Source organism: Aeromicrobium sp. (genome assembly GCF_049586495.1).
Lineage (GTDB): Bacteria > Actinomycetota > Actinomycetes > Propionibacteriales > Nocardioidaceae > Aeromicrobium.
The window spans coordinates 1-21,180 of the sequence record NZ_JBAVCB010000062.1 but is presented as its reverse complement, the minus strand read 5'-3'; the positions used below and the strand labels follow the sequence as shown (position 1 = coordinate 21,180).

The window sequence follows — 21,180 nt, the reverse complement described above, 5'->3', positions numbered from 1 at the left end:
GAGTCCAGCAGACCCGACGCGACTCCGGCTTTGCTGTGTCGGACCGCATCACGCTGGTGATCGGCGGCAGCGATGCCGTGGTCGCTGCAGCCACGACGCATGCCGAACTGATCGCCGGCGAGACGCTGGCCATCTTGTCCGTGGACGCGACCGTGTCCGGCACCCCGGTCGAGGTCGCCGACGGCGAGCGGGCTGTGGTGCACCTCGCGAAGGCCTGACCTTCAGGCGCTAGCCTGCGGGCCATGAGCGTGCATGTGTGGATGCGGTCCGAGACACGAGCCACGGAGCAGCGAGCACCATTGGTGCCGCACGACTGCCACACGTTGATCGCCGACGGCGTACGCGTCACCGTCGAGCGTTCTCCGCAGCGAGTCTTCGGCGACGACGAGTACGCTGCGGCGGGCTGCGAGCTCGCCGAAACTGGCTCCTGGATCGACGCCCCTCCCGGCGTGCACATCCTCGGCATCAAGGAGCTGCCCGACGAGCCGAGCGCCCTCGTCCACCCACACATCTACTTCGCCCACGCGTTCAAGGGTCAGGACGGTGCCGAGGAGGTGCTCGCGCGGTTCGCGCGTGGCGGCGGCGACCTGCTCGACATCGAGTACCTGACGGTGGACGGACGGCGCGTGGTGGCGTTCGGCCGATGGGCTGGCTACGTCGGCGCCGCCCTCGGCGTACTGACCGTTCGCGGGCAGCTCAAGACTCCGCTGACCCCGATGACGCGGCCCGAGCTCGACGAGTTGCTCGCGTCGAGCCTGGACGACCTGTCGGCTCTGGTGATCGGTGCACGTGGACGCAGCGGCGGCGGGGCTGTCGAAGCGCTGGCGGTAGCCGGCGCGCGCATCACGCCGTGGGACGCCGGCCACACGCGAGACCTCGACCGGGAAGCACTGCTGGACCACGACTTGCTGGTCAACTGCGTCGTGTCGCGCGGTCAGAGAGTCGATCCGTGGGTTCGCCCCGAAGATCTCGACGTCGATCGGCGCCTGCGGGTCATCTCTGACGTCACGTGCGACGTCACGTCGTCGGCCAACCTGATTCCGGTCAACACCTCCATCACGACCTGGAACGAACCGGTTCGACGCATCGTCGACCAGCCACTTCTGGACGTCATCGCGATCGACAACCTGCCCTCGTTGCTTCCGCGCGAGGCCAGTGAGAGCTTTTCAGCCGAGCTGTCCGTGCTGATCGCCGAGACAGCCGATCTCGGCAGTCGTTCCGGCCCATGGGCTGCAGCCCAGGCTTCCTACGCCCAGGCACGACCATGAGCTCAGCGACCTGGCGCGTCTCGCCCATCTGCGACACCTCCGGTGGCACACCTCACACGCCTTGACCCCTGTCCGGGCTTGCATCGCGATGAAACGATTCCGTACTCTCTGATGGAACGAAACGGTTTCGTTCTGTCAAGGAGCAACGATGTCCCCGGTGGAAGCAGCCGCCGCCCGACCCCGCGTGGAGGGCGAGCGTGAGCAGGAGATCCTGGACGCGACGCTCGACGTCCTTGCTGACGTGGGCTACGACCGTCTGACCATGGACGCCGTGGCGTCGGCCGCTCGTGCGTCGAAGGCCACGCTGTACCGCCGGTGGGAAACCAAGGCGATCCTCGTCCTCGAGGCCGTGATCGCGCAGAAGGGCCCCATCGACGAGAGCCTCGACACCGGATCGCTGCGTGGCGACCTGATCGCGTCGCACTGTGCCGGCCGCGGCGGGCTGACCGACGAACGTCAGATCGCCGTGTTCGGCAGCGTCATCACCGCGCTGAGCCGCGATCCGGAGTTCGCTGAGGAGTTCCGTACCCGCTACGTCGGGCCGAAGATCGCACGGACGCACGACCTCTTCGAGCGGGCTCGTTCCCGCGGCGAGCTGCGCGAGGACGTCGACCTCGACGTCGTCGCTCCTGCGCTCGCCGGCATCGTCCTGCACAACCAGTTCGTGCTCGGCGAGCAGCCCACCCCTGAGTCCATCACCGCCGTCATCGACCAGGTGATCCTGCCCGCCGTCCTCCCCCCGAGCAGCACCCACACCCCCAAGGACCACTCATGACCGACTCGCCCACCTCCGACAGCACCATGGACGGCTCCGGCGTCGACGACACCGTGGTCGGGGCTGTGCCGCCCGAGACCTCTCGCCGACTCGGCTGGGCCCTGGTCATCATCTGCATGGCGCAGCTGATGGTGGTGCTCGACGCGACGATCGCCAACATCGCCCTTCCGTACATCTCGAGGGATCTGGACATCGGCGCCAGCAACCAGCAGTGGGTCGTCACCGGATACGCCCTGGCCTTCGGTGGACTGCTGCTGCTCGGCGGTCGCCTCGCCGATCTGTACGGTCGTCGCCGCATCTTCATCGCTGGACTGGTCTTCTTCGCCTTCGCATCGGCCCTGGGCGGCGTCGCCCAGAACGAGGCGATGCTGCTCGGCTCCCGGGGACTGCAGGGTGTCGGTGCCGCCATGGCCGCACCGGCCGCGCTGGCGCTGATCACCACCACCTTCCCGGCCGGCCCGCTGCGCAACCGGGCCTTCAGCGTCTACGCCGCCCTGTCGGGCGTCGGTGCCGCCATCGGCCTGATCCTCGGCGGCTGGCTCACAGGTCTCGATTTCGCCGGCATCGAAGGGTGGCGCCTGACCTTCCTCATCAACGTGCCGATCGGCCTGTTCGCTGCGTTCGTCGCGCCGCGCTTCCTGCCCGAGAGCCAGCCGCGTCGAATGGCTTTGGACATCCCCGGCGCCCTGAGCGGCACCACCGGCATCTCCGCACTGGTCTACGGCCTGTCGCGCGCCAGCGACGAGCGGTACGGCTGGAGCGACACCGTCACGATCGTCGCGCTGGTACTGTCCGCCGTCCTACTGATCGCCTTCGTCGTGATCGAGGCGTCGGTGAAGAACCCGCTGCTGCCGCTCGCCATCTTCGAGAACCGGGCCCGCGCCGTGGCTTTCACCTCCATGATGATCACGCCTGCTGCGATGTTCGCGATGTTCTTCTTCCTGTCGCTCTTGCTGCAGAACGTGCTGGGGTACAGCCCGCTGCACACTGGCTTCGCCTTTTTGCCCTTCACCTTCGGCATCATCATCGGCGCGACCCTGTCGTCCAGGCTGATCGCCCGGATCGACCCGCGCTACCTGGCCGGAACCGGCACCATCCTTTCGGGCATCGCACTGTTCAACTTCTCGCGGATCTCGATCGACGACAGCCCGGCCAACCTGCTGAAGGTCGCCATGGGCAACGGGACACTGAGCGACAGCGTCAACTACTGGACCGAGATCGCCCCGTTCATCGTGCTCATGGCCTTCGGCATGGGTCTGGTCTTCGTGACCATGACCCTGGTCGCGGTGCACGGCATCCCGAGTGAGGACTCCGGCATCGGTTCGGGAGTGCTCAACACGATGCAACAGGTCGGTGGAGCCATCGGCCTCGCGGGCCTGTCGACCGTCGCCCTCAACTTCGCCAACAGCCACGGCGCCGAGGTGGGCGCTGCTGTCCAGGGCGCCACCCAGGCAGGCGCGGCCCCGGCTCCCGGTGTCTCGGAGCGCATCGAGGCGCTGGTCGGCCAGGCAGCGTTCGCCGACGGCGCGACCCACGCGTTCCTCGTCGGAGCCTTCATGATCTGGACTGCCTCGGCCATCATCTGGTCTCTGCTCAACGTCAAGCACCACGAGCTGGTTGACGACGAGACCCCCGAAGGCGTCGTCGTCTAGACGAAAGCGCCCTCGCCGGTGATGGCGCGACCGACGATCAGGGTGTTGATCTCGCGAGTGCCCTCGTAGGAGTAGATGGCTTCGGCGTCGGCCACGAACCGGCCCACGTGATGCTCGAGCAGGATGCCATTTCCGCCGAGCACCTCGCGGGCCCAGCCGACCGTCTCGCGCATCCGCACGGTGCTGTGCACCTTGCACAGGGAGGCGTGCTCGTCCTTGAGCACACCGGCGTCCTGCAGCTGCGAGGCGCGCACGTTCATGGCGATCGACGCCGTCACGTTGCTCAACATCTTGACCAGCAGGTCCTGCACCAGCTGGAACGAGCCGATGGACTTGCCGAACTGCTCGCGGTGGGTCGTGTACCTCAGGGCGTGCTCGAACGCGCCTCGCGCGCAGCCGGTCGCCTGCCACGCCACGTCCATTCGGGTCACCCGCAGCACGCGGGACGTATCGGCGAACGAGTTTGCCTCCTGCAGCCGGTTGGCATCTGGCACACGCACGCCGGACAGGTGGATCTCGGCGTTCTGCACCACCCGCAGGGCGATCTTGTCCTCCTGCTTGGTGAAGGTCATGCCCGGCGTGTTCTTCTCGACCACGAAGCCCTTGACCTCGCCGTCGGCCTCGTCGCGCGCCCAGATGATGACCAGATCGGCGAAGGCAGCGTTGCCGATCCACTTCTTCTCTCCGTCGAGGACCCAGTCGTCTCCGTCCCGGCGTGCGGTGGTGGCCAGTCCCCCCGCGATTGCTGAGCCGATGTCGGGCTCGGTCAGACCGAAGGCACCGATCAGCTCCATCCGGGCCATGGCGGGCAGCCACCGCTGCTTCTGCTCCTCGGAGCCGCACAGCTGGATCGACCCCATCGCGAGGCCACCGTGCACCCCCATGAAAGTGCCGATGGACGGGTCGATCCGACTCATCTCCATGGCCACCATGCCGTTGACGAACGCGCCGCGACCTGGACAGCCCGGTCCGTCGTAGGCGAGTCCGGCGATGCCGAGCTCGGCCATGGGCGGCACGATCTCGTGCGGGAACTCCGCCCGCGTCCAGAAGTCGTTGATGATCGGCTCGACCTGCCGGTTCATGAACGACCTGACGAAGCCCAGCAGCTCCCTGTCCTGGTCGGCCAGCAGCAGCTCGAAGCCGAGAAAATCGGAGAAGGGCGAGTCGGACAGGTCCATGCCACTCAACCTAGACGCGGCGGCATCTTCCGGCAGGGCAGCGACCGCGGCTCAGGCCACGAAGGACTTCACGATCAGCACGACCGCCGAGACGGCACTGACGGCCAGGAGCGCGGGCCGCATCACGCGGAGCGGGAGTCGCGAGCGCAGCCGCGTGCCCGCGAGCACGCCGAACGCCAGCACCGGGACCATGAGCGCCGCGATCTTGAGCTCGCGAAGGGACAGCTCGCCAGCCACCCCGAGGCCGGTCAGGCTGATGGCCGAACCCGTGACGAAGAGCACGGCGAGCGTGGATCTGACTTGGTGCGGCGGGCGGTGCTGATAGAGCAGGGCGAGGGGAGGTCCGCCGATGGAGGTTGCCGTACCGGTGATCCCGCTGATCAGCCCAGCGGTACTGAGCGTGCGCCGATTGATCGGGACGGCGAACGTGTGGACCGTGAGCGCGACCGCCAGCAGGACCACCACCCCGACGACCCACTCCAGGTTCTCGGCGGTGACCTGCGCGACGATCCAGACTCCGAAAATCGTTCCCACCAGGCGCAACGGCGTGATCCAGACGACTCCGTGCCAGTCGATCTCGTGGTGCTCGCGCACCAAGGTGAGCAGCGGCAGAGTCATGCCCAGCATGATGATGACGCCCGGCATCAGCTCGGGCGCCACGAAGGTGAGCACCGGCGCGGCGACGAGGCCCAGCCCCAGCCCGACGGTTGTCTGGGTGATCGCTCCGAGAACCACGGCGATCGAGATGACGACGAGCACGCCGATCGCTTCACCCACCACGTGGTCACCCTAGTCACCACGGAGGGGCTGACTTCTGTCGGTGATCCGTACGAGACTGACGCCGTGACGCGCGACGTGCAGATCACCTTCGACTGTGCCGATCCCGACGACGTCATGGAGTCCGGCTTCAACACTCCGCGCGATCCCGAAGGCAACGAGTTCTGCCTCGACTGACCTCGCGGCACCACCAGGAGAGGACGTGATGTGCGTGCGCGAACAGCTCGAGCTCGACCGCGAGGAGACGATCGGGCGCTTGGTCGTCCTGAAAGGCGACCACGCCGCTGTGGTGGCGGCCTCTCTTGACGACAACGCCGACGACGAGCACGATCCAGAAGGCGCGACGATCGCGTTCGAACGGTCGCAGATCGCGGCCCTCGTCCGGCAGACGCAAGACCACCTCGCGGAGATCGACGCCGCCGTGGAACGGCTTGACACCGGAACGTACGGCACCTGCGAACGATGCGGTGAAACGATCGGCGCGGAGCGGCTCGGCGCCAGACCCACGGCCCGCACCTGCATCCAGTGCGCGCGTTGACGGGCCAGGCCGTTCACCGTGTGATCGGTGGCGGACCTCCCTCGTACGATGGTGGCAATGACTGACACCCCGGAGCAGGTTCCCCCTTCGCCCCTGGGACATCAGAGCCGAATCGCGGCCCTCGCAGCGCGTTCGCGCAGCAGGGCTGACGACATGGCACACGGCGTGTACGACCGACTCCCCCACCCGGTGCAGCGCGCTTCGGAACTGACGTTGCGCACCTGGCGGGACACGGTCGACGACCGGGTGCCCGGGCTGGCCGCTGAGATTGCCCTGTTCACGATGATCTCGCTGCCCGCGCTGCTTCTGGTCATCCTGGGTTCGCTCGGCTTCGTCGCTGATGCGCTGGGGCCCTCGGGGACCCAGGAGCTGAACCGGATCGTCTTCGAGCTGCCGCGAGGGTTCCTCGCCACCCAGACCTACGAGTCGTACGAGCGACTGGCCATGGCCGTGCTCGCTGACGGCCGAGCCGACGTGATCTCCATCGGAGCCCTGCTGAGCCTGTGGACTGGTTCCCGCGCCACCGACCGGGCGCTGGAGACGATCACGATCGCCTACGACATCGACGAGCCTGGCCCGAGCTGGCGGCGTCGGCTCATGGCGGTTGGGCTGACCGTGGCGGGCCTCGTGGGCGCCATCGCGATCCTTCCCCTGCTAGTCCTCGGCCCGCGCATAGTCGAGTGGGTGGCACCGAACGCCATCGCGTCCGCGACGCTGGGTGTGCTGGGTGCCCTGTACTGGCCCACGCTGGCAGTGCTTGCGGTGGCTGGGCTCGCGACGCTTTACCACGTGGGAGTCCCGTGGCGGACGCCATGGCGACGAGACGTGCCCGGCGCCCTGCTGGCGATGATCCTGTGGCTGCTGGCGGCCGCGGGCCTTCGCGCATACCTGGCCGTGACGCTTGGAGGAGACGCCGTGTTCAGCCAGCTCGGGGTGCCGATCGCGGTCGTGCTCTGGCTCTACGTCTCCTCGATCGCGGTGCTGCTCGGGGCCGAGTTCAATGCGGAGATCGAGCGGATGTGGCCCACGGTCTCGACCCCGCCGTCTAGGAAGTTGGGTCGGCGGCGATGAACTCGCGGAGCACCAGGGCAAAGCGGTCGGGGTCGTCCAGGTGCGGGAAGTGGCCTGATCCCTCGAAGAGCTCGACACGGCAGTCGGGCAGCTGGTCAACCACGCTGAGTGCGTGCCACGCCGGGATCATCCGGTCCTTCGAGCCCCACACGATCAGGGTTGCGATGGGTAGAGCATCCGTCAGATGGTCGTGCGCGCTGATGCTCTGCCCGCCGACGTCGATGACGGCGCGGGTGGTGGCGAGGAAGGCTCGCCTGCTCTCGCGGTCGTTGAGTGAGCTGAACCCGCGCCAGATCGCGCTGAGGTCTGCCCCGGGCCGCCAGCCGACCTTCGACGCGCCACGTCCCAATGCCTCCACCCGCGAGAGAACGGGTGCCGAGGCGATGACGCTGAGCACCTGGGCGGCACCCGGCAAGGTGGCTGAGCGCAGGACGAGGTTCACTTCGCGTCCCAGGCCGCCACTGGACACCAGCACGAGGCGATCGACCCGCTCCGGGAAGAGGTAGAAGAACTGCATGGCGATGCCGCCGCCCAGTGAGTGCCCGACCAGCGTGACCCGGTCGATCCCGAGGTGGTCGAGGAGATCGCGCATCGTCGCGGCGTGCGCGCTGAGCGAGTAGTCCCCCATCGGTTTGGCGGACTCGCCATGCCCGAAGAGATCGGGAACGATCACCCGGTGATCGTCGTCCATCATGTCGACCAGGTGGGCCCACTGCCCTTGCGATCCGAGAATTCCGTGGATGAACAGCACGACCGAGCCGGACCCACTGTCGACGTAGGAGAGCTCGTGACCGTGAAGCACGGTCGTCTGCGGGGAGATGTGCGCCATGGTGGGATTCCTCGGAGTGGTCGACGGACCGCTTGGAGCGGACGCGAGGATTCGAACCTCGACCTTTTCCCTGGAAGGGAAGTGTGCTGCAACTACACCACGTCCGCGAAGCCAGCCTCTGACGAGCCTGACACCTCCATCAGTATGAAGCATCTCCGTCCTCATCTGGGCGCGAGGGTGCGACGGCGGCGGCCGCCCGGGGCGTGATGGCTCTCATTGAAAGTCGCGGCTGCGGTGTGGGTAGACGATCTCGATGCGCTCGAGCTTGTCGGCCACGAGGTTGATCACGCCGTCATGGCGCTCCAGCATGCCGCGGATGACCATGCCGGCTGACGTGCGGGCCATGACACGATCACGGGCCCACATGGACTGGGAGCAGACGATGTTGAGCATGCCGGTCTCGTCCTCGAGGTTGAGGAAGGTGACGCCGCTGGCGGTACCGGGGCGCTGGCGATGCGTGATGAGGCCACCCACGCGCACCCGGGTGCCGTGCTCGATCCGTTCCAGCGACTCGATCGAACAGATGTCCTCGGCGTCCAGCAGGGAGCGCAGGTGCTCGATCGGGTGGGTCTCCGGTGAGATGCGGGTGGCCCAGAGGTCGGCGGTGGTGATCTCGACGTCGCTCATGCCGGGCAGCATCGGGGGCGGCGCCTGCACCTCGGTGCCCTCGAGCTGGTCGGTGCGTTCGGCATAGCCGGCGTTCCACAGCGCCTGGCGGCGACTCAGCCCGAAAGCGTCGAAGGCGCCCGCCGTGGCCAGTGACTCCATCTGGACCACCGAGAGCCCGGCCCGGCGCGACACGTCGGCCATGTCGACGAACGGCCGCTCGGCCCGCGCGGCCACCACGCGCTCGGCGGCCTCAAGTCCTATGCCCTGCACCTCGTCGAGACCGAGCCGCACGGCGTATCGACCGTCGCGACGGTGATCGGGTGTGGGATCGGGCGTGCCGGGCACGAACTTTCCCGGATGCGGCTGGTTGAACGACAGGCAGGAGTCGCGGCCCGTGGCGCCGGGCTCGGCGTCAGGCAACAGTTCGAGGTCGGCTTGCGGCTGGGAGTGCATGATGTCAGGGCGCAGGATCTGCACGCCGTGGCGTCGCGCGTCGGCGACCAACGACTGCGGTGAGTAGAAGCCCATGGGTTGGTTGCGCAGCAGTGCCGCGAGGAACGCCCCCGGGTAGTGCAGCTTGAGCCACGAGCTGGCGTAGACCAGCAGCGCAAAGCTGAGCGCGTGGCTCTCGGCGAAGCCGAAGTTGGCGAAGGACTGGATCTTCAGATAGATCGCATCGGATTCTTCCTCGTTCAGCCCGTGCCGCTTCATGCCGGCGTACAGCTGGGTGCGCAGCTTCTCGATGCGCTCGACCCCGCGCTTGGACCCCATGGCCCGCCGCAGCAGGTCGGCGTCGTCGCCGGTGCAGTCGCCGATCGCGATCGCCATCTGCATCAGCTGTTCTTGGAACAGCGGTACACCCTTGGTGCGCTCGAGCACCGGCTTGAGCACCGGGTGTGGATAGGTGATCGGCTCGCGACCCGTGGCCCGCCGGATGTACGGGTGCACCGCGCCACCTTGGATGGGCCCGGGGCGGATCAGCGCGATCTCGATGGCCAGGTCGTAGTACTCGCGCGGCTGGAGGCGGGGCAGGGTGCCGATCTGCGCCCGGCTCTCGACCTGGAACACCCCGATCGAGTCAGCCCGGCACAGCATGTCGTAGACGGCGGGTTCGTCGCCGGGGATGGTGCGCAGCTCCCACTGCTCCCCCGTGTGCTCGGCCACCATCTTCATGGCGTGCTGGATGGCGCCGAGCATCCCGAGGCCGAGCAGGTCGAACTTGACCAGTCCCATGTACTCACAGGCGTCCTTGTCCCACTGCACGATGGTGCGCTTGTCCATGCGACCGCGTTCGATGGGCACGACCTCTCCGATGGGTCGCTCGGTCAGGATCATGCCGCCAGAATGGATGCCCAGGTGGCGTGGTGACCCGATCAGCTGCTCGGCGAGATCGATCACGGGATCTGGCGCCTCGCAGATCTCACGATCGATGAGGCTCCCCCACCCGTCGATCTGCTTGCTCCACGCGTCCTGCTGGCCCACCGAGTGCCCCAGCGCCTTGGCAGCGTCGCGGATGGCCGACCGGGGACGGTAGGTGATGACATTGGCGACCTGCGCGGCATTGTGGCGGCCGTAGGTGTCGTAGACCCACTGGATGACCTCCTCGCGGCGTGCGGAGTCGAAGTCGACGTCGATGTCGGGTTCCTCCTCGCGGGTGGTGGCGAGGAACCGGGCGAATGGCAGGTCGTACCGGATCGAGTCGACCGCCGTGATGCCCAGGGCGTAGCAGAGCGCGGAATTGGCCGACGACCCGCGACCTTGGCACAAGATGTCCTGGTTGCGGGCGAACTGCACGATGTCGTGCACGATCAGGAAGTAGCCCGGGAAGTCCTTGGCTTCGATGACATCGAGCTCAGCGGCGATGCGTTCGCGGGCGGCCTCACGGTTGTGCCCGTACCGCTGGTCGATACCGCGGTCGGCCAGCACCCGCAGCCAGCTCATGGCGGTGTGCCCGGCGGGAATGCCACGGCGCGGTAGGCGCGGGGTGGCGGCCCGCAGGTCAAAGGCAGTGGCGGCAGCGATCTCGACGCTGCGCGCCACGGCGCCGCGGTACCGGGCGAAGCGCATCTGCATCTCGGCGCCGGTGCGCAGGTGCGCGGCTCCGGTGGCCGGCAGCCAGCCGTCGATCTCGGCGAGGCTGCGACGGGCCCGAACGGCCGACAGGGCCGCGGCAAGCCGGTGATCGCCGGGTCGGGCGTGGTGCACGTTGTTGGTAGCCACCACTGGCAACCCGTGATCGGCGGCCAACGCAGCCAGCGCGTCGTTGATCGCGGTGTCCTGCGGGTGCCCGTGGTCGGTGAGCTCGACCACGACCGAGTCGAGTCCGAAACGAGCCGTGAGGTCGTCGAGAGCGCCCGCTGCAGCAGCCCACCCACCCTCGGCCAACGCCCGCCGCACCGCGCCCTTGCGGCACCCGGTGAGCACGACCCAGTGCCCACGGCCGCGATCGGTCAGCTCGTCGATGCGGTAGTCGGGTCGACCCTTCTCGTCGCCGCGCAGGTGCGCATCGGTCATGGCGGCCGCCAGCCGGTGGTAGCCCTCGACCCCGCGTGCCAGCACCAACAGGTGATCGCCCTCGGGATCGGCCACCCCGTTCTGCGGGCGAGTCAGCCCCAACGACAGCTCCGCACCGAACACGGTGTGCAGCTGGCGACCAGCGGTGGCGTGCTCCGCGGCTGCCTCGGCGAACAGCGGCGCCCCAGCGAAGCCGTCGTGATCGGTGATGGCCAGACCGGACAGGCCCAGCCGAACTGCCTCGGTGACCAACGCCTCGGGACCACTCGCGCCGTCGAGGAAGCTGTAGCTGCTGTGGCAGTGCAGCTCGGCGTACGGCACGACTGGACCGGACGGACCCTCAACGGCCGGCGCCTCGTATGCGACGTGCCGCTGACTGATCGGCACGTCACCTGGATCGGTGCGCCCCGACAGCCGCCGCTCCAGCTCGTTCCACGAGATGTCCGGGTTGTTCCAGCCCATCAGTCGTACTTCGCCTCGGTGAGCCAGCGGCCGTTCTCGACGACCATCAGCCAGGCGCTGCCGTCGAGCCCGACCACCTGGAAACGGGCGATGCGGCGGGCGGCGGCCTCGTCCCACCAGTGATCGTCGACCGGCCACGGGCCGGCCCACGAGGCGACCGGCAACCAGTCCGCCCCCGCCACCGGACGGAACCGGGTGGGCTCCCCGCTGACGACACCGCGACCGGTGACCCCCACCGACATGCCCTCGGCTCCCACCACCCAGGCCTCCTGCGGCTGATCGAACACGGTGGCCGGAGCAGGCGGCGGCACGGCGCCAGGCCACGGCGACCCCGCTGCCCGAGCGGCGATCGGCTTCTCGCCCCACGGCACCAGCAGGTGCCGCTCGCGGGGGCTGCGCCCGCCCTGTGTCTGCACCGACACGACCTGCACGTGGCCGACGATGCCCTGCACCCGGGCCACGGCGCGCTCGACTCGCTCGTCGGGGCCGCCGCCGAAGAGACTGTCGGAGTGATCGCCCAGCGGCTCAATCACCTCGGGAATCAGTCGCACGGCGTCGACCGGCGCCCCGACCGGGCTGGCCCCCACCGGCTGCAGCTGCCAGCGCACCCGGTCGATCAGATCGGTGGCACTGAACCACCGCGGATGCATCCACCGACGCGTGGTGGCCAGCGATCCGTCGGCATCGACCTCGATGCGCACCGTGGTGCAGACCGCGGCCCGATCGGCGAGATCGGTCACGAACGCCTCGGCCGTGGCGCGCAGGCTGAAGGCGATCTGGTCGACGCGGTCCAACGGCGGTTCCAGCGACAGCGTGGCGGTGAGCTCGGGGGGCATCTGTCGTCGGCTGACCACCTGCGCGTCGCGGCCTGCCGCCAGCCGGTGCAACAGCGCGCCGTGGGTGCCGAAGCGGGTGTGCACGTCGGCCGGGGCGAGCCCCGCGAAAGCGCCCAGCGTGGTGAGGCCCATGCGGCGCAGCAGGCTGACCAGCGCGGATGCCTCAGGATCACCGTCATCGAGCACGTCGATGGGCAGATCGCGCAGGAACGCCGCCGATGCGCCGGCGGGCACGATCAGGCTGTCCTGGGCTGCCGATCGGCGGGCCGCCTGCTCAGCGGCGAACAAGCCGTCGGCCACGCCCATGCGGATGTCCCAGATGCCCAGCGAGACCAACCGCTCGGCGATGACGGCTCCGGCCTCGACCTCTCCGCCGTAGAACCGGCTGGGCACGTGCAAGGCGCACAGGCCCGGGCGCAGCGGGGCGACCCCGGGGCTGAGGTGCTCCAGCGCCGTGAGCACTTCCTCAAAGGCCCGGGCGTCGGCGTCAGGTTGGTGATCGCACAGCACCAGATCGGGACAGTGCGACTGAGCGTCGCGTCGGCGCATGCCACGCCGCACCCCCTCGGCCCGGGCCGCCTGCGAGCACGCCAGCACCTGACCTTTGGACAGCACCGCGACTGGGCTGCCCGTGGCGACGCTTTCCGCAGCCGCCAGGACCGGCCAGTCGGGGGCCCAGAGGACCAGGATGCGACTCATCCGACCCTCCGCACTGGCGCGACGACCGGACGCTGGTGGACCGGACGGATCGCCTGGTCGACATCGGGGAACCACAACCGTCGGGTTCGCGCAGGAGCAGTACCCCGACTGACCTCGACCGTGGCCTGCCGTGCCTGCAGGTGCCCATGACCGCGATCCAGACCAGCCCAACGCACGTCCCCCAGACTCAGCCAGGCGTCAGCGCGCGGCCAGGCCCCCAGCACCACCAGCACGCCACCTCGCTTGCGCAGACGGGCTGCGAGGCGGGAGGCGTCCTGCTCACCCACCGTGGTGGTGGGCGGCGCGACGACCACCACAGCCAGCACGTCGACCAGGGCGGCAGTGACCTCGAGCCACGCATGGCGCGGATCAGGCACCAGCACGCACCGCTCGAGGCGCACCCCGACACTGCTGAGTGCCTCGAGCCCCCACACCTGCGAGCCCACGACACCGCACCACGCACCCTCGGCCGAGGGGCCAGCCATCAGCAGGCCAGTGAGGCTGGCGCTGTCAGTGGCGTAGATCCCGCCGGTCTGCAGCTGCAACAATCCTGACAACGCCTCGTGCGTGGCCACCGGTTGAGTGGCCGGCCGGCCCTGCATGCGTCCCATGCGCTCGCGCAGCACGGCGATGGTGTCGGTGGCGGCGGGGTCCATCGCACCAGTATCGAACATGTGTTCGATACTGGTCAAGCCCCGTGGGCCAGGTCAGGAGGGGGCGGCCTGGCCCGCCCTGCGCACCACTTCGCCCACTGCCACAGCGGCCGCGCCAGTGGCCGCGACACCGAACAGCGTGGATGAAGCCCCCGCGCCCGGCAGACGATCGCTCACGCCGCCTGCGCCCGCACCGGAACCAGCGCCCAGCCCCGAGGATCTGTCAAAGCCGGATCCGGAGTCCGACTTGTCATCATCGTCGTCATCGTCACGGCCATTGCCGCCATCGCCGTCGCCGTCGCCGTCGCCATCGCCATCGCCATCGCCATCGCCATCGCCATCGCCATCGCTGCAGACGATCGCGAAACCAGGCGGCGCCTGCACCAGCAGCTCGACGTTGCGCGCGTCATCGGCGCCCAGGTGTGACGCGCGGTCGATCTGCGGATCATTGGCCGACAGCTCACGCGCCAGCGCCGCCAGGGACAACGGATTGTCCAGATTGCCATCAAAGCCAGCCGGCGCCGCATGGTCGATGACCGTCGCGAAGATCGACAACGTGCCATCGGCGTTGTTGGCAACCTCGATGATGCGCGCCTGCTGCGGGTAATCGCAGTGCGAGGCGGTGTTGACCTCCCAGAAGCCACCCGACCCATCACCCCGCACATGGCTGAAGATCTGATTCTTGTGCGTGTGGCCGTTGAACCATCCGATCACCTGAGGTTTCGTCAGCAGATAGCTGACCAGCGCGGCGCCCAGCACGCGAGGCCCGGGATCGCCACCCGTGGCCACGAACGGATTCATCATCGTGTCAGCGGTGTGGTGACTGAACAACAGCACCGCCTTGTCGGTGGTGGCGTCGATGACGCCCTTGATCCAGTCGAACTGAGCCTCGTCCAACGAACCATCGGCCTAGCCGTTGGGATTCACGGTGTCCATCACGACCATGCGGAGGTCACCGACATCAAAGGAGTAGTACGCCGTGCCGTCCTTGCGGTTGCTCTGGGTGAAGCCGTGTCCGACCGGCGCGCCCGATGTGGAGAAGTGCTCCTCGACGATCTCCTTGCGGGTCAGCAGGCGACGACTGGGATCGGGGGTGACCGACCGGGCACCCGGCAAGAGGAGCGACGACGCCAACAGGGTCCCGATGGAGCCGTCGGCCACCGCATTGGCCACCATGGCCTGGGTCACACCGGTGGGCGGAGAGATGATCTTGGCTGGTCCGACGGCGATGACGCTCAGTGCCGGAAGCGTGGAGATCGGAAAATTGCCTTGCACCAGACCGTCGTGATTGCCGAAGGCGGAGTACCACGGAACGTCCAGGCCCACCGGGGTGAACTCAGCCCGCGCCTTGTCGATCAGACCTGGCACCGTGGGAAAGCCGGCGGCCCGCCACTGGTCCTCGGCTTCCCCCGTCGGCGTGCCGTCCGGGTGGTAGTAGTTCGTGTCGTAGTAGGTCGCGTTGCCGTCCTGCACCCCTTCGTACGCGTTCGGATCGCCACTGTCCGGGGTGACCGGTTCGCCGTCGAGCACGTCGATGTTCCATCGGATCTCGTTCAGCTGGCTGTTGTCGGAGTTGTCGCCAGTCTCGATCGCGAAGGCCAACGGCAGCCCCAGCGCCGGGGCGGCTGTGATGGCGTTGACGGCGCGCACCATCGCATCGGACACCTGCGCCGTCATGGCCTCCTGCGGACGCCAGGCCGAGGAGAAGAGCCCCGGCGACGGCAGCGGGCTCGGGTCGTCGTATCGATCGACCCACTCCACCCGGGCCGGCGACTGATGATCGACGATGTGCACGTCAGACAGCTGCGCGAACGCCACCAGCGGCACCCGACAGGTGGATCGTGCGGAATTGGCGTCGACGCCAAGGTCGGTGCGCACCACGTGCGGCTCAGGAGGACCGACGGTGAGCTTGCGATATCCCTGTGCATTGGGTTCAAGGACCGTGAGCGTTCCCTGCACCGTCGTCTTGGACGTCGGCAGAGCGGCTCGTGCCGGGGCGACAGCGTGCGCGGCCAGTGGCCCCAGCACCTGATTGCCGATCACGACAGCTGCACCCAACAGGCCTCCGCGCACCACGGCGCGCCTCGTGAAATCCACGACCTCTCAACGCGTGAGCGTGGCAAACGTCACGTCGGCGCGGCCCGTGTGCAGGTATGCCAAACCGTCAGACCTCTGCAGCCAGCGCGAACTTCTCCGAGGATGTGAATGCGCCCTAGGACGTCGGCGTGAGGGTGTCCACCTCGGTGCGCGTGCCCCGGCTCGTCAGCGCGAACACCCGCTGCGTCCCGGTCACCCGGTAGTTCAGGAAGTACGCGTTCCCGGACTTGTTGCTCTCGTCGGTCGCCACCGAGGTCCACACCCCCGGAGCGGTCTCCTCGTAGAGCACCACGTTGAACACACCGTCAGGGAAGTTCGCCGCCATCTTCACCAGCTGACCCTCGGTGAAGGTTGACGGTTCGGTGTAGAGGTTTCCGGTATCGGGATAGTGCTCCGGCGAGATGCCCGACGGCTCGGACGCCGATCGCCCCACGCTCAACGCCGATGACGTCGACGTGAAGTCCGGGTACCCGTCCGCCCGTGCGGTCGAACGCACCGACAGCACTTGACCGAAATCGTCGGCGACGACGGTGTAGGTGGGGCCGGTCGCACCTGCGATCGGGGTGCCGCCGCGCAGCCACGCGTGCGAGACGGTCGGGGCGCCGTTCCAGGTCCCTGGCGTCAACGTCAGGCTGCTGCCGACCGCGGGGCTGCCGGAGATGGTCGGACGCGTGATCGGGGCCGGGATCTCGGCGAGGTTGAGGATCCCGGCACCACAGACGTTGCGCTCGTTGCCGGCGGCGTCGTCGGAGAGGCAGGTGTAGTAGCCATCGATCTTGGGCGGACGCACGGCCGATGCCTTGAGGACCTGGATCACCTCGTCGGGCGTGAAGGTGCCGAGCGAGAACACCAGCGCTGCCGCGGCGGATACTGCGGGCGCCGCCATCGACGTACCGCTCATCTGCTTGTACGTGGAGCCGTCCGGCCCCTTCGCGCCACGGTCGACGGTCGACCAGATGCCTTGGTCGGGCTGCACCTTCGGATCGACGCCACCTGGCGCCACCATGCCCAGCGTCCCACCCACGTTCGTGTACGTCGTCGGGCTCCCGTCGGGAGCGACGGCACCGACCGACAGCACCCCCGAGCAGTTGGCCGGCGTCCGGGTGCGCACCGACTCGCTCTGGTTGCCCGCCGAGGCGACGGCCAACGCTCCGCGCGCCCGAGCCTCGTCGATGACCTCCTGGTAGGCGGCCGGGCAGGTGAAGTCGCTCACCGTGCTCGACAGCGACAGATTCAGGACCTTCGCCCGGGTCTTGCTGTCGGGCACACCCGGAACACGGCCACCCGAGGCCCAGCGGATGCCGGCGATGACGTCCGACATCGACGTCACGCAGCGTCCGACCACGCGCACGGGCTGCAGCGCCGCACCGGGGGCGACACCGGCGATGCCCTTGCCGTTGTTGCGCAGCGCGCTGATGATGCCCGAGACGTGTGTGCCGTGCCACGAGCTCTTCGAAGCCGTGCAGTACGTGCCGGAGGAGTAGTTGCCCGGGTCGGCGGGGTTGCTGTCGCGGCCGCTGCCGTCACCCGCGTAACGCTTGTCGGCGATCATGTCGTAGCCGGCGATCTTCTGGCCGGTCACGTCGGTGTGGCTCACGAGACCGCCATCCAGCACCGCGACCACGACGCTCTTCAGCCCGGTGGTCGCACGCCAGAGGGAGGGTGCGTCGATTGAGTACACCTGCGGCGTGCCGGTCGCGTCCGGTCCGATCGATGAGAACACGTTGACCTGCCGACTGAAGTAGGTGTCGTTGGGCAGGTTGTCGGTCTGCACCAGCAGGTCGGGGCTCACCGAGTCGATGCCCGGCAGCGCCTCCAGGCGCTTCGCCACCTTCTTGATCTCGGCGACCGTGTGAGGCTCCGAGAACCGCATCGCGATCATGGATCCGCCCAGCTTCGTCTGGCCCACCACCTGCCGTCCGACGATGGTGCTCACCGCAGCCAGCACGCTCGGCGGGGCGGTGTCGCGGGCCGTGGCGATGATGCCCACGGCCGGAGAGGCATCCCTCGGATCGGTTGTGGCGCCGAGAAAGTCCTCAGGCCGAGGATCGGGACTCGGGCTTGCGGCCGCTGGTACGAGGGCAAGCAACAGCGCGCTGACGATGACGACAAGCAGCGATTTCATGCCGCACCTCGTGGATGGGCAGGGATGGGAGTTCCCTCATGCTACGGCGATGACTCGATCCGGTCAGGCGAACGCACAAGCCAGCGTCATGCACCCAACGCGATGCTGCCACCCGGAATGGCGTCGAGCAGCTTGCGCGTGTACTCCTCGCGCGGGTTGTCGAACACCTCGGTGACCGGGGCCGCCTCGACGATCCTGCCGTCCTGCATGACCAGCACGTCGTCGGCGATCTGTCGCACCACGGCGAGATCGTGCGTGATGAACAGGTAGCTCAGGCCCAGCTCGGCCTGCAGATCGTTGAGCAGCTCCAAGATCTGCGCCTGCACCAGCACGTCCAGCGCGGACACCGCCTCATCGCAGATGACGACCTCCGGCTCCAGCGCCAGAGCACGCGCGATGGCGACCCGCTGACGCTGACCGCCGGACAGCTCGCCGGGGAATCGCGACATGACGGTCGTGGGCAGCGAGACCTTGTCGAGCAGATCGCGTACCTTGGCCTCCCGCTCCTTGCGGGTGCCGACGCGGTGGGTGTGCAGCGGCTCCTCGATCGACTGGTAGATCGAGTACAGCGGATCCAGCGATGCGTACGGGTTCTGGAAGACCGGCTGCATCTGACGGCGCAGGCGCAGCTGGTCCTTCTTGTTCTTCAGCGTGCTGACGTCGACACCGTCGAAGCGGACGACGCCTGACGTCGGCGGCAGCAGGTCGAGCACCATGCGCGCCACGGTGGACTTGCCCGAGCCCGACTCGCCCACGATCGCCATGGTGGAGCCCCGCTCCAGGCTGAAGGAGACATCGTCGACGGCGGTGAAGTCCACCTTCTGCCACGGGCGTGCACCGCGCAGCTTGAACACCTTGGTGAGGTTCTGGACCGACAAGATCTCCCGCGACTGCGAACCCTCCTTGTGTTCGGCGGCGTGCTCGAGGGCGCGTTCGTGGATCTCCCGGCGGGTGTGCAAGGACGACAACCGCTGGGATGCAAGCGACGGCGCCTTGGACACCAGACGCTGCGTGTAGGGGTGCTTCGGGTCGCGCAGGATCTCCAGCGCCGGCCCGGACTCCACGATCTTGCCGCGGTACATCACCACGAGGTGGTCCGCGCGCTCTGCCGCCAGGCCGAGGTCGTGGGTGATCAACATGACCGCGACCCCCAAGCTTTCCGTCAACATGTCGAGGTGGTCCAGGATCTGTTTCTGCACCGTGACGTCGAGGGCCGACGTGGGCTCGTCGGCGATCAGCAGCTTGGGCCGGGCGGCCAGACCCATCGCGATGAGAGCACGCTGACGCATGCCGCCAGAGAACTCGTGCGGGTACTGGTGCGCACGTCGCTCGGCATCGGGGAGCCCCGCCTCCTCGAGCAGCTCGACGACTCGGCGATCAGCAGCCTCACCTGTGGCGACACCATTGGCGACCAGCGCTTCCTTGATCTGCCGGCCCACCTTCCACAGCGGGTTCAGATTCGACATCGGATCCTGAGGCACCAGTCCGATCGATGAACCGCGCAGAGCGAGGATCTGGTCGCGACTCCCCTGGTTGATGTCCGATCCCTCGAACAGGATCTCGCCACCCATCACGTGGCCGCTGCCGGGCAGCAGACCGATCACGGAGTGCGCCAGCGTGGACTTCCCGGAACCAGACTCTCCCACGATCGCGATGGTCTGCCCCGGGTAGACAGTCAGGCTGGCACCGTCGACAGCCGTGAGGACCTTCTTCTTGTCAGCGCGAAATCCGACCCGCAGGTCCTTGATCTCCAACAGGGGTGTCTCGGTCATGACTTCTTCGCCTTCGGGTCGAGGGCTTCTCGCACGGCCTCGCCGAGCAGCACGAAGCCGAGCACGGTGATGGCCAGCGCGGTCGCGGGGACCCACATGACGACCAGGTGCTGACCAGACCGCACCAGCGTCTGCGCGTCGGACAGGTCGTTGCCCCAGGACACGATGTTCTGCGGCAGCCCGAGACCCAGGAACGACAGCGCTGACTCCGAGACGATGAAGATGCCCAGCAGGATCGTGGCCGAGACGATGACCGGGGACAACGCGTTGGGCACGATGTGGCGCCGCAGATTCGTGAGCTTGGAGGCGCCGATCGCCGTGGCGGCGTCCACGAACTCCAGGTTCTTGACCTCCAGGACCGCGCCGCGCATCTGACGCGTGATCTGCGGCCAGGCGAACAACGACAACGCCATCACGACGATGAACACCGACGACCAGAAGCCACGATTCGGGAAGATGTTGTTGATCACCGAGATGACCACGATGGCGGCCAGCAGCAGGGGGATCGAGAAGAAGATGTCGCTCAGGCGCGACAGCAAGGTGTCGACGATGCCGCCATAGAAGCCGGCGAGGGCACCGGTGATCATGCCGAGGAGCAGCGTCACCAGGGTGGCGAGCACACCCACCGCGACCGAAGCGCGTGCGCCGTACACCGTGCGGGCCCAGATGTCAGCGCCCTGGAAGTTGTAGCCGAATGGGTGGCCGTCGCTGGGCGGTGCGAACTGGTTGCCGAGCGAGGCCTGATTGGGGTCGGCGCTGGTGAACAGGGTGGGGAAGGAGACCATGACCGCCAGCACCGTGATGATGACCGCGGACAGCCAGAACAGCGGCGACCTGCGCAGTCGTTTCCACGCTTCCTTCCACTGGCTCTCCGGCACCGCGCTGACGTCGACGACGTCGATGTCGCGCAAGGGCGTCTCTTCGATCGGAGCGACGAATCGCTCCTGACCCGGACGAGAGGTGGCCTCAGACATAGCGGATCCTCGGATCGAGTACGGCGTACAGCAGGTCGACGATCAGGCTCATGAAGACGTAGATCATGACGAACACCGCCACCACCGCGACCGTCAACGGCGTGTCGCCGCGGTTCACGGCCTGGAAGGCGAGGTTGCCCACGCCTTGGACGTTGAAGATTCCCTCGGTGATGATGGCGCCCGCCATCAACGACCCCAGGTTGATGCCGATGTACGTGACCACCGGCACCAGGGAGTTGCGCAGCACGTGGTTGCGGACGACCGACCCGTTGGACAGACCCTTGGCCCGGGCCGTCCGGACGTGGTCAGCGGTGAGGTTGTTGGCCACCGAGGTCCGGGCCAGCCGGACGG

General features: G+C 67.9%; 18 protein-coding genes and 1 tRNA gene. 6 read left to right on the top strand and 13 right to left on the bottom strand.

The features are described from left to right. The 4 genes from WB508_RS03660 to WB508_RS03645 form a co-directional block, all read left to right on the top strand. Window positions 1-218: DUF5915 domain-containing protein (locus WB508_RS03660; protein ID WP_423843522.1), on the top strand; the 218-nt coding region annotated here is incomplete at its 5' end. A gap of 24 nt (window positions 219-242) precedes the next feature. Then, the gene (locus WB508_RS03655; RefSeq protein ID WP_423843521.1) at window positions 243-1,268 is read left to right on the top strand and encodes a hypothetical protein; all 1,026 of its coding nucleotides are present in this window, start codon (window positions 243-245) and stop codon (window positions 1,266-1,268) included. Window positions 1,269-1,416: 148 nt separating this feature from the next. Then, window positions 1,417-2,043, top strand: coding sequence for a TetR/AcrR family transcriptional regulator (locus WB508_RS03650; protein ID WP_423843520.1), 627 nt, complete (start codon window positions 1,417-1,419; stop codon window positions 2,041-2,043). Then, on the top strand, window positions 2,040-3,695 hold the full coding sequence (locus WB508_RS03645; RefSeq protein WP_423843519.1) for an MFS transporter: 1,656 nt from the start codon (window positions 2,040-2,042) through the stop codon (window positions 3,693-3,695). Before WB508_RS03650 ends, WB508_RS03645 begins: the two co-directional genes overlap by 4 nt. Here WB508_RS03645 and WB508_RS03640 read toward each other — a convergent pair. Beyond that, window positions 3,692-4,873, bottom strand: a complete 1,182-nt coding sequence (locus tag WB508_RS03640; RefSeq protein ID WP_423843518.1) for an acyl-CoA dehydrogenase family protein — start codon at window positions 4,871-4,873, stop codon at window positions 3,692-3,694. The two genes, WB508_RS03645 and WB508_RS03640, sit on opposite strands and share 4 nt — an antisense overlap. A 51-nt stretch (window positions 4,874-4,924) precedes the next feature. After that, window positions 4,925-5,653: a sulfite exporter TauE/SafE family protein gene (locus WB508_RS03635; protein WP_423843517.1), complete on the bottom strand. Its 729-nt coding sequence runs from the start codon at window positions 5,651-5,653 to the stop codon at window positions 4,925-4,927. Between the two features lie 202 nt (window positions 5,654-5,855). Between WB508_RS03635 and WB508_RS03630 the strand changes: the two genes are divergently transcribed. Together WB508_RS03630 and WB508_RS03625 are read left to right on the top strand one after the other, a co-directional pair. Then, the gene (locus tag WB508_RS03630; RefSeq protein WP_423843523.1) at window positions 5,856-6,188 is read left to right on the top strand and encodes a TraR/DksA family transcriptional regulator; all 333 of its coding nucleotides are present in this window, start codon (window positions 5,856-5,858) and stop codon (window positions 6,186-6,188) included. A 57-nt stretch (window positions 6,189-6,245) separates the two neighbouring features. Then, window positions 6,246-7,259 carry a YihY/virulence factor BrkB family protein gene (locus WB508_RS03625; protein ID WP_423843516.1) on the top strand — a complete coding sequence of 338 codons (1,014 nt, stop codon included), beginning with the start codon at window positions 6,246-6,248 and terminating at the stop codon, window positions 7,257-7,259. Here the strand turns inward: WB508_RS03625 and WB508_RS03620 are convergent. From WB508_RS03620 to WB508_RS03570, 11 genes are all read right to left on the bottom strand, one after another. After that, the gene (locus tag WB508_RS03620) at window positions 7,234-8,088 is read right to left on the bottom strand and encodes an alpha/beta fold hydrolase (RefSeq protein WP_423843515.1); all 855 of its coding nucleotides are present in this window, start codon (window positions 8,086-8,088) and stop codon (window positions 7,234-7,236) included. The two genes, WB508_RS03625 and WB508_RS03620, sit on opposite strands and share 26 nt — an antisense overlap. Before the next feature lie 33 nt (window positions 8,089-8,121). Further along, window positions 8,122-8,195 (bottom strand) — tRNA-Gly (locus WB508_RS03615). A gap of 106 nt (window positions 8,196-8,301) precedes the next feature. After that, window positions 8,302-11,673, bottom strand: coding sequence for an error-prone DNA polymerase (locus tag WB508_RS03610; RefSeq protein WP_423843514.1), 3,372 nt, complete (start codon window positions 11,671-11,673; stop codon window positions 8,302-8,304). Then, entirely contained in the window at window positions 11,673-13,208 is a 1,536-nt protein-coding gene (locus tag WB508_RS03605; RefSeq protein WP_423843513.1) for a DNA polymerase Y family protein, read from the bottom strand. Before WB508_RS03605 ends, WB508_RS03610 begins: the two co-directional genes overlap by 1 nt. Beyond that, window positions 13,205-13,882 carry a hypothetical protein gene (locus WB508_RS03600; protein ID WP_423843512.1) on the bottom strand — a complete coding sequence of 226 codons (678 nt, stop codon included), beginning with the start codon at window positions 13,880-13,882 and terminating at the stop codon, window positions 13,205-13,207. Before WB508_RS03600 ends, WB508_RS03605 begins: the two co-directional genes overlap by 4 nt. A gap of 33 nt (window positions 13,883-13,915) precedes the next feature. Further along, the gene (locus WB508_RS03595; protein WP_423843511.1) at window positions 13,916-14,758 is read right to left on the bottom strand and encodes a hypothetical protein; all 843 of its coding nucleotides are present in this window, start codon (window positions 14,756-14,758) and stop codon (window positions 13,916-13,918) included. 12 nt (window positions 14,759-14,770) lie between these two features. After that, complete coding sequence (locus WB508_RS03590) at window positions 14,771-15,958, bottom strand: hypothetical protein (protein WP_423843510.1); 1,188 nt, start codon at window positions 15,956-15,958, stop codon at window positions 14,771-14,773. Window positions 15,959-16,073: 115 nt separating this feature from the next. Next, complete coding sequence (locus WB508_RS03585; protein WP_423843509.1) at window positions 16,074-18,083, bottom strand: S8 family serine peptidase; 2,010 nt, start codon at window positions 18,081-18,083, stop codon at window positions 16,074-16,076. Between the two features lie 86 nt (window positions 18,084-18,169). Next, window positions 18,170-19,855, bottom strand: coding sequence for a dipeptide ABC transporter ATP-binding protein (locus WB508_RS03580; protein ID WP_423843508.1), 1,686 nt, complete (start codon window positions 19,853-19,855; stop codon window positions 18,170-18,172). Further along, on the bottom strand, window positions 19,852-20,829 hold the full coding sequence (locus WB508_RS03575; RefSeq protein WP_423843507.1) for an ABC transporter permease: 978 nt from the start codon (window positions 20,827-20,829) through the stop codon (window positions 19,852-19,854). Before WB508_RS03575 ends, WB508_RS03580 begins: the two co-directional genes overlap by 4 nt. Next, window positions 20,822-21,180 (bottom strand): ABC transporter permease (locus WB508_RS03570; protein ID WP_423843506.1); only part of this gene is annotated, 359 nt, incomplete at its 5' end. The genes WB508_RS03570 and WB508_RS03575, both read right to left, overlap by 8 nt.